We start from the raw sequence: 12,939 nt of genomic DNA, 5'->3' as shown, positions 1-12,939 counted from the left end.
GGAACGGACTGGAGAAGGTGGAAATCGACATCAGGACCCGGGTCGCGAGCCTGTCGGCCCGGATGTTCGACACACCCCAGTACCCGACCCAGGGCGCAGTATTGTTCGTGGATCTGGAGCGCCGCAAATCCTTCTCCAAGTTCCTGCCCAAGGAAGTCTTCCGGACCTTCCTCTCCAACCGGGGAGGGAACATGTACCTCCTCTACAACCTGCTCCTGGAGGGCCGGGAGGCCCTGGACCCGCAAGTTCCCCTGATCTTCGGCAGCGGAATCCTCACCGAACCGGCGCCCAGCACCGCGCGCGGCCATGTGGCCAGCGTGTCCCCCGATACCCACGCCATCCTGGACAGCAATTGCGTGGACGCCTTCCCGGCTTTCCTGAAGATGCAGGGCTACGAGCACCTGGTGCTCTACGGCCAGGCCTCCGCCTGGACCTTGCTGGAATTGTCCACGGACGGCGTCCGGTTCCATGACGCGGCGCTCTACCTGGGGATGGACAACGCCGATTTCACCCAGGTCATCGAGAAGGATTTCTCCTGCTCCGAACGCACAGACATGGCCATGGCCCGCATCACCCGCGCCGGCGAAAACCAGGTTCTCTGTTCCGCGATCATGGGCGGGACCAGCACCATGTACGCCCGGGGCGGCACCGGCGCCAAGATGGGCGGGCTGAAACTCAAGGCAGTGGTGGTCCTGGGGCGCGAGCCCGTGCCCGTGCTCTCCGCGGCTGCCCAGTGGAGCAGCCATGCGACGCCGTGGACCGACCGCCTGGACGCGGAGCACTTGGCGGGGTACCACTCCGGGCTGGAAGGCTGCCGGCATTGCCCGATCCGCTGCAACAATCTGGATCCCAGGGAGCAGCGGAGGCCCCTCGACCAGCATCAGGAGGCCGACCTCGCACCGGCCGCGGGGCTGGGCCCGATGGTCGGCCTCCAGGACCCGGACCAGATCTCCCGACTGGACAACCTCCTCAATGATCTCGGCCTGGACCCGGCCAGCACCGGGGGCGCCATCGCTTGGGCCATGGAACTCTACCGGCAGGGCATCCTCACCAAGGCGGACACCGGGGGGCTGGAATTGAGCCCGGGGAATTTCGAAACCGTGGAGAAGCTGCTCTTCATGGCGGCCCGGCGGGAAGGCTTTGGCGATGTCATCGCGGATTCGACCCAGGCGGTGGAACGCGGCAAGTATCCCGAAGCAGCGCTCCAATACCGGACGGCCATGGACGCGCTGTTCCAATCCGATCCCCATGACGAAAGCATCCTGGAAGGCTTCGCGCTGGGCTTCTCCAAGGCGGCCCAGGATGGCGGAGGGACCGGCGCCATCGGGGATGCGGTGGGGATGTGCCGGTTCGCCGCGAGGCAGACCCATGCCGCAGCCCCCGCCGGATTGGACGACTTCGCCCTCCAGATGAAGGAATTGACCCAGGAGGACTTCTCCACCAAGGAACTGGAGGAAGTCGGCCTGAACATCTCGGGGATGGAGCGCCTCATCAATTCCCGCCTCAGCCTGGTCGAGCGGGATGGAACGCTGCTGGACCAGTGGATCGACGAGAAGGTTCCCGAAGGGCCCTTCGCCGGGGAGCGGATGGACAAAGCCAAGTTTGAGGCGTTGAAGGATGGCTATGACGCCTTCCTGGGCCTGAACGGCTCCGGATTTCCCTTCCCTGGAACGGCATCGCAGCCTCGCCGCCGTGACCACGGGGTTCATGGTCAAAGTCACCCTGCCCGAAGGCATCCCGGGCGTCTCCGGGGGCGCCATCATCCTGGACCATCCAGTGGGCACCGTCGCAGAACTGCGGCTTGCCCTGAAAAAGCGGTTTCCCCTGGCCGCCAAGCAGCTCTCCGACACGTCCCTGATCATGGCCGTGGGCGGCACGGTGGTCATGGCGAACGAAAAGGCCTATCCGGTGCATAACGGCGACGAGATCGCCGTGCTGCGCATGGCCCCGGGAGTGTGAGGTGCGCCCGATGCCGGATGCCTTCATCTGCGATGCCGTGCGCACGCCCATCGGTGCCTACGGAGGCGGGCTCTCCGGGATCCGGACCGATGACCTGGCGGCCCGCCCCATCCAGGCTTTGATGGAACGGAATCCTTCCGTGGATTGGGGACAGGTGGACGACGTGATGTTCGGCTGCGCCAACCAGGCGGGCGAGGACAACCGCAACGTGGCGAGGATGGCTGGGCTGCTTTCGGGCCTTCCCGTCGAAGTGCCGGGCGTGACCTTCAACCGGCTTTGCGGTTCCGGCATGGACGCCATCGGCACCGCGGCACGCGCCATCAAGGCGGGCGAAGCGGAGCTGATCATCGCAGGCGGCGTCGAGAGCATGTCCCGGGCGCCCTACGTCATGAGCAAGAGCGCGGCCCCCTTCGACCGGAATGTCGCCATGTTCGATACCACCATCGGCTGGCGCTTCGTCAACCGCCTCATGAAGGAGCGGTACGGCACCGACTCCATGGGCGAGACCGCCGAAAACGTGGCGGAGCAGTTCAAAGTCTCGCGCGAAGACCAGGATGCCTTCGCGTTGGACAGCCAGCAGCGTGTGGCGCGTGCGGCCGCAGCGGGCATCTTCGCCCAGGAGATCGTTCCCATCCTGGTCCCGGATCGGAGCGGCCCCGCCCGGGTGGTGGAACGGGATGAACATCCGCGCCCGGAATCAACGCTGGAAGGGCTGGCCAAGCTGAAGCCCTTCGCCCGGGCCGGGGGCTCGGTCACGGCCGGGAATTCCTCGGGGCTGAACGATGGATCCTGCGCGCTCTTGATCGCATCCGAGTCCTCGGCGCGAACCCAAGGCCTGGTGCCCAAGGCCCGCATCGTGGCCATGGCCGTGGCCGGCGTGGCTCCGCGCATCATGGGCATGGCTCCGGTGCCGGCTACCCGCAAGGCGCTGGCGCTGGCGGGCCTCGCCCTCGATCAGATGGATGTCATCGAGCTGAACGAGGCCTTCGCCGCCCAGGGGATCGCCTGCATGCGGGAACTGGGGCTGGCGTCCGGCGATGACCGGGTCAATCCCAACGGCGGCGCCATCGCCCTGGGCCATCCACTGGGGATGACCGGCGCGCGCCTGGTCACCACCGCGGTCCATCAATTGCAACGCACGAATGGCCGCTATGCGCTTTGCACCATGTGCATCGGTGTGGGCCAAGGCATTGCGCTGATCATCGAGCGGTGCTGAACAATTCGGTCAAGCTGCATCTGTTCTCAGAGTGATTCAGGCCTACCTTTAGGGCGTATAGTTATCAAGGTACGCGGGGGGCGACGGTGCGATGGCCAATCCGATTGACCTCATTCTTGGTGGTCCTGTCCTTGTGCCCGATCGCGGCCAGGGGCCAGGGCATCATCAATCCGGCCATCTCCGGCAACGTCGTGACGGCCCAAATCCAGTTGCCGGGCGGCCTCAGTGCCGACCTCAGTCTGACCTTCGAACAGCCCACGGGCCTCGACCTGAATACCCTGGGGCTGTCGGCGACGCTGGCCAATCCTGATCTGCTCGCGACCCAGGGCCGGTTGCCCGGCAGTGGATTGGTCTCCCTTCCTTCCGCCTTTCCAGTCCTGCTCCGCGTCTCGCCGACGGGAACCAGCACCCTCGCCTTCCATGGCGTCTATTCCATCAGTCTGCACACCGAGAATCTTCCCTACTCGGCCACCACGCCCTTGCGCCTTTTCAAGGCTCCCGACGGAGGGACCTTCAATGACATCACGGAGGCCACGGCCCCCGGGAGCTACCGGGTCCGCGGCGCGGGCGGAACTTTTTCCGAATTCCTGATCCTGACCGACCTCCGCAACCTGGATTCCGTGATCAACCAAAAGTTCAATGACCTCCAGGCGATCCTGGACTGGAACGCCCAGGCCATCGACCCCGCCGTGCTCTCGGTCCTGCGGAACCGCCTCACGGAGGCCCGGACAGCCTACGCTTCGGGGAGCATCGCCACTTCGAAACAGAAGATCCGCGATTTCATGGACATGGTGGCCGGGCATAGCGGCACCGATATTCCAGACGTCTGGCGCGCCAACAGCAATCTGGTGAATGTTGCGGGGCTGCTCCGGTCCGCCGCGAGCACGTTGACCTTCAGCCTCAACCTCAAGGTGGGTTGAATGGGGCCGCGGGTTTGAGGGATGCCCGCCCGCCTGACCGTCCATCTTCCGTTCCAACCCGCCAAGGTTTTTTTTCTGGATGACCAGAAGGCCTACGTCCTGGGGCGGGATCCCGAGTGCGAGCTGGTGGTGGAGGATGACCGGATCTCCCGCCGCCATGCCCGCATCGCGCATGGGGCGGCAGGGTGGGTTCTCGATGAACTAGGCAGTAAAAACGGGACGCTGCTCAACGGAGCCAAGGCCCTGCAGAATGCCCAGGCCATCCTGGCGGCCCGGGAAGGAGAATCGGCCTGGTTGAGCTTTGGAGGGGTGGTCGGCAAGTTCGATGCGGTGGGGAAGGCCGCCGAGGGCGCCCGGAACGCCGAGCAGTCGCTGCGCTGGCAGACTTCCGTGCGGTGGGCCGAGAGCCTGAATCCCGCTGATGGGTTGGATGCCCTTCTACAGTCCTTGATGGCGTCCGCCATCGCGGCGAGCGGCACGGAGCGGGGATTCATTCTGCTCCTGGGTCCGGAGGGCGGCCTCGAATTGGCCCAGGCGTCAGGCATATCAGCCTCGGACCTGGATTCCGCCAGCTTTTCGGGCAGCCTGGGAGCGGTGGAACGGGCCATGGACCTGGCCGTTTCCGTGGTGGTCTCAGACGTCCAATCCGATGAGTTCCTCAAGGACCGGGCGAGCATCGTGGCCGGCTCGATCCAGACCGTGGTCTGCGTGCCGCTCAAGGTCTTCGGCCGGGTCATCGGAGTGGTCTATGCGGACAGTCCCAAATCCGGGGCCACCTTCACGGACTTCGATGTCGAGCTGCTTGAAGTCGTGGTGTCTCAAGCCGCGATCGCGCTCTGGGCGGCGCGCTTGAATCACGAGATCCATGGCTTGATGGGAAGCCTGGCCGAACATGCGAAGGCGGGTGAGGCGGATGCGGCGGCCATCCACCAGGAGCTTTCTGATTCCTGCGCGCGGATGGAGGCATCCTATGGACCGGCGCAAAACGATGCGGCAGGCGAGGGAAGGCATATCTTGAAAAATGCGTGGCACGAAATGGTCCAGGCGTTTTGGGGGAAGGGCCGCCCATGATGGATGAAGGCAGTCCGAGGCAGGCCGGTCCCGCCGGGGATCCGTCCAGGCCGGGCGAGACCCGGACGAGCACGGACGCCTTGCGCGTACTGCCCCAGGGAACCCTCCTCGCAGGCCGGTACCGCATCCTCGGGATGCTGGGCATCGGGGGAATGGGGGTCGTCTTCCGGGCCAAGGACGAAGAGCTTGATATCGAAATCGCCCTCAAGACCATGCGCCCGGAATCAGCCGCGGACCCTCGCCTGCTGGAGCGGTTCAGGAACGAGCTGGTCCTCGCCCGGCAGGTCACCCACCGGAATGTGGTGCGGATCCACGATATCGGCGTGCATGAAGGAATCGCATTCATCACCATGGATTACGTGCCGGGCCGGTCCCTTCGGGAAATCCTTGAACAGGACGGGCCGATCGAATTGAGCAGGGCGACGGCGATTTTCAAACAGCTCGCCGGAGCGGTGGGGGAAGCGCACCACAAGGGTGTGCTCCACCAGGACCTCAAGCCCGCGAACATCCTGGTGAATGAATCGGGCGAGGCGTTCATCACGGATTTCGGAATCGCGCAGTCCCTTGGTTCGGTGGGACCAGGCCTCGCCGATCCGGACCGCCGTGGTCCCATCATGGGCACACCCGACTACCTCTCCCCGGAGCAGGCGAGGGGAGAAGCGGTGGACGCGCGGAGCGACCTATTCGCGCTCGGCATCATCTACTTCGAGATGCTCAGCGGCCACCTGCCCTTCCCGGGAGGAACCTATTCGGAAACGATCGGACAGCGGATCACGGGCAGCCCGAGGACGCTCAAGGAGGTCGGCTTCGAAGCGCCGCGCCAGGTCCAGGCGATCATCTCCCGCTGCCTCGAACGGAACCGGAACCGGCGCTACCCGAGCGCTCAGGCCCTGCTGGAGGATCTAGGCCGGCCCGCAGCGAAAAGATCCCTCGCGAAAAAAATCCTTCTGGGGGCTTCCGTGGCAGCGGGTTTGGCGGTGGGATGGGCCGGAGTCCTTGCCTACCGATCCAGGTCCGGCGCAGCGGCAGCCTCGCAGCGGATGAATGTGGCGGTCCTCCCGTTTGTGGAAGAGACGAACCAATCTGACTTGGCCTGGACCGCCCGGGGCGTTCCCGAACTGGTCTCGGCCTCCTTGGCGGAGAATCCGGCCTTGGGCGTGGTGGACAGCATGCGCGTGTTCAGGACCATCGACGATCTGCAGCTCCAGCCCAATTCCCTGGGTCCCCGGGAGCTGAAACAACTGGGGGAACTGCTGGACGCGGATCGCCTCATCAGCGGGCGCATCAGGATTCTGGATGGACGGCTCCGCGTGGATCTGAGCCTCACGGTTCCGGGCGCCGATGCGGCCGGAACCCGGACGGTCAGCGCCCAGGCAGAATCCAAAGGCACGGACGGATTGACCGGGCTGGTAGCCTCCCTGAGCGCGGAGATCCGCCGCGGCCTCGAAGTGGCCGCTCCCAGGAGGGCCGCCAGGCAGCCCCAAGTTCCGGCCGCGGCCCTTCAGAACTATTCCGCCGGCGTGGCCCAGCTCCTCAGGGGCGATTCCCTGCTTGCGACTCCTTTGCTTGAGAAGGCCGCCGCCGAAGCGCCGTCCTTCACCGCCGCCTGGGTCAGGCTGACGGAGGCCTATGAAAGCCAGGGCCTCGACGACAAGGCGCTGGAAGCAGCCCAGCGTGCGGTGGCGACGCTCGGGACGGACTCGGGACGGATCGCGTTCGAGGCGAAAGCGCGCAAGGCGATGCTGGTAGGAGACCCGGAAGGTGCGAGCAAGGTCCTTCAAGAACTGGTCCGCCAGTATCCCAATGACATGGAAGGCCGGATCGCCCTGGCCCAGGCCTTCGCCGACCAAGGAAAAATGGGGCCTGCGGCCACCACGCTCCAGGAGGTCCTGAAGGCGGACCCCAACCACCCGCGGGCCTGGTTCCATCTGGCCAAGTACACCGTCATGGCGGGCGATCCCAGGCGCGCGGTGGAGGACTACCTGGTCCGGGCCCTGGTCATCCAGAGCAAGCTCCGCAATGAGCAAGGGCAGGCCGATATCTTCAATGCCTTCGGCGTGGCCTACCAGCAGATGGGCGACCTGGATCTCGCCATCGAAAACTACGAGAAGGCCGCCGCGCTGCGCAAACGCATCGGAGATGCACGGGGCACGGCCACGAGCCTGAAGAATCTCGCGACCGTCCGCATGATCCGCGGGGAATACAAAATGGCCCTCGCCAGCCTTCGCTCCGCGCTTTTGATTCTGGAGGAGATCGGAAACCGGTCTGGAATCGCCGAACTCCAGGACGCCTTCGGCAGCCTGGAGGAGGAGCAGGGCCGCTATTCAGAAGCCTTGACCCATTACCGCGCCGCGCTCCAGGTCCGTCGCACGCTCGGGGACCAGAGATCCCTCGCGAAGAGCCACAACAATGTCGGATATGCCTATTACCTGCTGGCGGATTACGGGAATGCCCTGGTCTATTTCCAGGAGGCCTTGCGCCTCTACCGGGCCGGCGGGGACCACACCGGCGGCATGCTGGTCACGCAGAGCATCGGCCTCGTCCAACTGGCCCAGGGACCCTGGGACGGCGCCGTGAAATCCTTCGTCGAAGCGCTCGGGGAGAGCCGGAACGAGGATTCCAAGAGCGCCATCGCGATGTCCCAGGGCTACCTGGGACTCGCGGAGCAGTGCCAGGGCAGGTATGGAGCGGCGGTCAGGTCGTTCGACCAGGCCCTGGGCGTGCTCGAAAAGCTGCGCGATGAGCGTGGAGTCGCGGAGTTCTCCCTGCTGAAGGCCGGCGCCCTTGTGGAGTTGGGGATGCTGCCGGAAGCCGAAGCGCTGCTTTCGGAGACCGAACGAAGGCTCGGACCCAGGATGAACCATGAGCAGAAGGCCACCCTCCTGATTGTCCGCGGGGAGATGCGGCTCCAAGGCGGCCGCGCCCGGGAGGCCAAGGCGGCCTTCACCGGGGCGATCCAGGAAGCGGAAGCCGCCCATGGGACCAACCGGGCCCTGGCGGCCCGCCTCGGCAATGGAAAGGCTATGGCAGCCGGGGGCGATCTGGCGGGGGCGCTTCGGGAGCTCCGGACCGTGCGCCAGGAGGCGGACCGCTTGGGGGAGCTGCTGCTTCGATTGCGATGCTCCGAGGCCCTGGCGGGAGTCGAGTTGGCCCGGAATGACCCGGCCGCCGCCGAAGCAAGCCTCCGAAGCGGCTTGAGAGTGCTTGCTTCGGCGGGCGCCTACGGTGGGGCATTCCGGCTGCATCTCCTTCTGGCCAGGATTCTTGAACGCCGGGGCAACCGGAAGGAGTCGGCTCAGGCTCTTGGCCAGGCGCAGGTTCTCTACGCGAAAGTGCGCGAGGATCTGAACGAAGCTCAGCTCGCCTCCTTCGGCCGGACCCCAGAGGCGCGCAAACTGGAAAACATGGCGCGACCTTCGTCGGCCGCCCCGGAGCCCAACCGTGAGTGAAGCCCAGAAACCGGATTCCATGGATGAAGTCACACGGCGGGTGGAGCAGGTCGCGCAGGAGAACGCGCGGCTATTCCGGGAATTGGCGGCCGGGGAGCGCCGGATCAGGCGGCTGGCCAAGGCGATCTGGGCGGTCCAGGAAGAGGAGCGCAAGCGCATCGCCCGGGAACTGCACGACGGGCTGGGGCAAAATCTCACTGCGCTGAAAATCCAGCTTGAGGTTTTGGAAAGAGAGGCGCTGGCTTCCCATTCGAAGCTTGTTCCCAAAATCAGCGAGACCCTGGGTTTCGCCGCCCGCGCCTTGGAAGAGGCCCGGGAGCTGTCCCATCTCCTGAGGCCCAGGATCCTGGATGACCTGGGGCTCGAGCCTGCCCTCCGATGGATGGGGCGGACGCTCGCCGAGCGCACTGGCATTCAGATCCAGGTTTCCTGTCCTGGGCTCGAAGATCGGCTGGAACCCGAACTGGAGACCGTGATCTTCCGGGTCGTCCAGGAAGCGCTGACGAACGCCGTCAAGCATTCGGGAATCGGAGACAAGGGAGCCATCGAGGTCGAGGTATTCCGGCGTGGCGCCTGGGTCCACTTGCGTGTGGAGGACCAGGGGACGGGCTTCGATTCCTCGGTGGTCATGGCCAGCGGCAAAGACCCGAAGGGGTCCGGCCTGGGCAACATCAGGGACCGGGTCGAGATTTCCGGCGGGAGGCTTTCGGTCCGGACGGCCCCGGGCAAGGGCACCCGGATCGAAGTGCGGCTTCCGCTGGAAGGCGAAGCCGTGGCGAATGCGCCCGAGGACGAGACCCGATGAGCCCGATCCGTGTCCTCGTCGCGGACGACCACACCATCGTGCGGCAGGGATTGGTCAGCCTGCTCATGGCAGGGGGCGATTGCCGCATCATCGCCGAGGCGTCCGATGGCCAGGAGGCGGTTGATCGAGCGCTGGAGCTCGTCCCGGACGTGGTGGTGATGGATCTCAGCATGCCCAGGCTGAGCGGCCTGGAAGCCGTGCGGCGGATCCACAAGGAATCGCCCCGGATCCGGATCCTCGTGCTCACCATGCACAAGGAGGAGGAATTCGTGCTTCCGGTCGTGCGGGCCGGAGCCTCCGGCTACCTGGTCAAGGACACGGCAGCCTCAGAATTGCTGAACGCGGTCCGCAAGTTGGCGCGGGGAGAGGTCTGTTTTGATCCCCACGCCGCCAAGGCGCTCGCCGAGGTGTACCGAAGCCCGAAGCCCGGAGAGGAAGGGCTGGGTTCCTTGACCCCGAGGGAGCGGGAAGTGCTCCACCTGGTCACCGAGGGCCACTCCACCAAAGAGATCGCAAGCCTGCTGGACATCAGCCCGAAGACCGCGGAGAACCACCGCACCCGGGTCATGCAGAAACTGGGAGTCCACAACACCGCCGAACTGGTGCGCTACGCGGCCCAGCGCGGGCTGCTCTTCTGATTTCCGGCAACAAGATCGCGGCCATCGGAGGATTTCCGGCCCGGAGGGCGAAAGGCTGCATCCACCGAAGACGCCTGAGCGCCCGGTGATCCCCGCATGTCCGAAGGGGACCTCGGAACGGGTTCCAGGCGCAGACCTGGGGAATCGTCCCGTGCGCTCCTGAGGAGTTCCCCTCATTTCGGGCGGTTCGGCGGGGCAATACCTTTGATGAGTTTTCCCCCGATCTTTGTCTCGACTCCTTCCTGCGCCCCGCGGTGTCAACGGGAACCGATCCAGATCCTGTGGTCTGGACCGGAGGAGGAGCCGCGCCGGAGTCCCCACCCATTTCATCCCTAGGAGGCATGATGCCGCTTCAAGGCCACTCGCCACTTCAATCCCTGATCCGCTCGGCGAGACCCCTTGCCCTGAGCCTGCTCGCAGTAGCGCTGGTCGCCGCTCCGGCCAAACTCGGCCCGAATGTGCAGAGCACCCTCGCGAGCTTGTCCCCCGCCGACAAGATCACCCTCGTGGTCACCTTCCAAGGCGACACCATCGGACAGACCCAGCTCGACGCCGTGCGCAGCCTTGGCATCGGGCAGGGCGTGACCTTCTCGGAGCTCCCCATCATGGGCGTGCTGGCCACCCCGGCCCAGGCCCAGGCCCTCGCCCAGCTCGCTGGCGTCCGCTCGATCTGGCTGAATGAGAAGCTGACCTTCATGAATGTGGACGCGACCCGGCTCACCGGCGCCGTGAAGGTTCGGACGGATGCGACCATGACCGCGCGGAACAATGGGCTTCCGGTGAGCGGGCGCGGAATCGGCGTCCTCATCAACGACAGCGGAGTCGATGGCACGCACCCGGACCTGAAGTTCGGCGCCCATCTGGTCCAGAACACGCTGGGCAGCACGAACCTGAACAACCTGGACGGCATGCTGCCCGTGACCTACATCGAGGGCGTTCCCAACACCGATACCAATTCGGGCCATGGAACGCATTGCGCGGGTTCCGTGGGCGGCGATGGCTCCGCAGCCAACGGCAAGTTCGCGGGCGTCGCCCCCGGCGCGAATCTGCTCGGCTACGGCAGCGGTGCCGCGCTGCTGGTCCTGGATAGCATCGGCGGCTTCAACTATGCCCTTGTGAAGCAGTTCCAGTACAACATCCGCGTCATCTCGAATTCCTGGGGTTCCAGCGGCGAATTCGATCCGGACAACCCGGTGAACGTGGCCAGCCTGAAGGCCTACGACCGGGGCATCGTGGTGACATTCGCGGCCGGGAATGACGGCCCTGGCGAGGACACCCACAATCCCTACGCCAAAGCCCCCTGGGTGATCTCGGTTGCCGCAGGCACCAAGGACGGCAAGCTCGCGGACTTCTCCTCCAGGGGCACAAAAGGCAAGGGAGGCACCTTCAGCACGCCCGATGAACGTTCCTGGACCTGGGAAGATCGCCCGACGATCACCGCGCCCGGCGTGGACATCATCTCGACCCGGGCCATCGCCCCGGTGTCGAGCCTTTCCGCGGAGCAGGATGCGACCTTCCTGGCTCCGAGCGAAGTTCCCTACTACGCCCACATGAGCGGCACTTCCATGGCCACTCCGCATACGTCGGGCATCGTCGCCCTCCTGCTGGAAGCCAACCCCCGCCTCAGCCCGGCCGAGGTCAAGCAGATCCTCCAGCAGACCGCCACCAACATGCCGGGACGCGAAGCCTGGGAGGCGGGCGCGGGATACGTGAATGCCTATGCCGCCGTGGACCGCGCCTACCGTGCTTCCGCAAGCTATGGCAAGACCGTGAACCAGGCGCGCACCTTCAATTCCAACGCGGCGCTCAATGTCACTAGTTCCACGTTCACGCTTGACTACGATCCGACCGAGCTGACGTCTTCAAACCGCCATACCTTCCCCGTCGCGCCCGGATACACGGAACTGGTGGTGAAGGTGGATTCCTCCGCCCTGTTCGGGGCGAGCCCCAGCGGCATCAACCTGGTCCTCATCGCTCCGGATGGCACTGAAACGTCCTCCGGCATCGACCTCCTCTTCGCCATCGGCGGCGGCCGGAGCGTATCCGTGACCTCGCCCATTCCCGGCGTCTGGACCGCCGAGATCCGCGGCCTCCGGTACGACGAAGCCAATCCGACGAATGGAGCTGCGCTTCCCGCAACGGTGGATGGCACCATCCGCTTCAAGAAAGTCGGGGCCATCACGGGCCTGGCCGATGTGTCCGGGCACCCGGCCGAAGCCGCCATCAAGGTCTGCGTTGGCGAGCGGCTGATGGATGGCTATTCCACCGGGTACTTCAAGCCGGACCAGTTGCTCTGCCGCGCCGAGCTGGCCAATTACCTCACCATGGGGTCCGCCGTCCGCCAGAGCCTGCCCTTGAATGGCGGTTCGACCTTCTCGGACGTCTCGGCCGCTACGAGGCCATTTGCCGAAGCCGTCGCAGCCCGTGGCGCCTCCCTGCGCGACCTCAGCTATCTCCAGCAGGGAGTCATGCGGACCAGCGGCAGCAGCTTCAATCCCGGTGGTTCCGTCAGCCGCCTCGACATCGCCTATTCCCTTGTCCAGAGCCTGGGGCTGGAATCCAATGCCAAGGCCGGGGCTGGCGCCGACCTCACGGTGCGGTATGGGACGCAGCGCATCGCCGTGGAAGATTCCTCGGACGTTCCCTCCGATCTTCGCGGTTACGCCCAGTTGGCGCTGGATCTCAACATCCTGAACGCCACCTTCTATTCCACCCAAGGACCCTTCGACCTCCAGCCCACCATCCACGCCAAGCTGGAGCCCAGCAAGAAGATCACCCGCGGCACCTACGCGGTCTACGTCAGCCGTTTCCTGTCCGCCTTCGGGCAGTAGCGTCCGGCGATCCAAGCATTTGAATCAACCAACATCAAGAGGAACGGACC

General features: G+C 65.4%; 7 protein-coding genes and 1 pseudogene. All 8 read left to right on the top strand.

What is annotated here, in order from left to right; genetic code table 11:
- Nucleotides 1-23 precede the first annotated feature (23 nt).
- Nucleotides 24-1,959 (top strand): annotated as a pseudogene (locus tag IPQ13_09055) (aldehyde ferredoxin oxidoreductase).
- Between the two features lie 10 nt (nucleotides 1,960-1,969).
- Nucleotides 1,970-3,175: a 3-oxoadipyl-CoA thiolase gene (pcaF, locus tag IPQ13_09050; protein ID MBL0211041.1), complete on the top strand. Its 1,206-nt coding sequence runs from the start codon at nucleotides 1,970-1,972 to the stop codon at nucleotides 3,173-3,175.
- Nucleotides 3,176-3,306: 131 nt separating this feature from the next.
- Entirely contained in the window at nucleotides 3,307-4,095 is a 789-nt protein-coding gene (locus tag IPQ13_09045) for a hypothetical protein (protein ID MBL0211040.1), read from the top strand.
- A 21-nt stretch (nucleotides 4,096-4,116) separates the two neighbouring features.
- Nucleotides 4,117-5,166 carry a GAF domain-containing protein gene (locus IPQ13_09040; GenBank protein MBL0211039.1) on the top strand — a complete coding sequence of 350 codons (1,050 nt, stop codon included), beginning with the start codon at nucleotides 4,117-4,119 and terminating at the stop codon, nucleotides 5,164-5,166.
- A complete protein-coding gene (locus IPQ13_09035; GenBank protein MBL0211038.1) occupies nucleotides 5,163-8,615 on the top strand; it encodes a tetratricopeptide repeat protein in 3,453 nt (1,150 codons plus the stop codon). The genes IPQ13_09040 and IPQ13_09035 overlap by 4 nt, the downstream gene beginning before the upstream one ends.
- A complete protein-coding gene (locus IPQ13_09030) occupies nucleotides 8,608-9,420 on the top strand; it encodes a sensor histidine kinase (GenBank protein ID MBL0211037.1) in 813 nt (270 codons plus the stop codon). Before IPQ13_09035 ends, IPQ13_09030 begins: the two co-directional genes overlap by 8 nt.
- A complete protein-coding gene (locus IPQ13_09025) occupies nucleotides 9,417-10,058 on the top strand; it encodes a response regulator transcription factor (protein ID MBL0211036.1) in 642 nt (213 codons plus the stop codon). The genes IPQ13_09030 and IPQ13_09025 overlap by 4 nt, the downstream gene beginning before the upstream one ends.
- A 344-nt stretch (nucleotides 10,059-10,402) precedes the next feature.
- On the top strand, nucleotides 10,403-12,889 hold the full coding sequence (locus IPQ13_09020) for a S8 family serine peptidase (GenBank protein ID MBL0211035.1): 2,487 nt from the start codon (nucleotides 10,403-10,405) through the stop codon (nucleotides 12,887-12,889).
- Nucleotides 12,890-12,939 lie beyond the last annotated feature (50 nt).

The organism is Holophagaceae bacterium, assembly GCA_016720465.1.
Taxonomy (GTDB): Bacteria; Acidobacteriota; Holophagae; order Holophagales; family Holophagaceae; genus JANXPB01.
The sequence above is the reverse complement of the archived record's forward strand: the minus strand, read 5'-3'. Positions and strand labels throughout refer to the sequence as shown.

Coding starts and splice junctions, on each gene's coding strand:
- IPQ13_09025 (MBL0211036.1), top strand. CDS start 9,417: ATGAGCCCGATCCGTGTCCTCGTCGCGGACGACCACACCATCGTGCGG.
- IPQ13_09040 (MBL0211039.1), top strand. CDS start 4,117: ATGCCCGCCCGCCTGACCGTCCATCTTCCGTTCCAACCCGCCAAGGTT.
- pcaF (MBL0211041.1), top strand. CDS start 1,970: ATGCCGGATGCCTTCATCTGCGATGCCGTGCGCACGCCCATCGGTGCC.
- IPQ13_09035 (MBL0211038.1), top strand. CDS start 5,163: ATGATGGATGAAGGCAGTCCGAGGCAGGCCGGTCCCGCCGGGGATCCG.
- IPQ13_09020 (MBL0211035.1), top strand. CDS start 10,403: ATGCCGCTTCAAGGCCACTCGCCACTTCAATCCCTGATCCGCTCGGCG.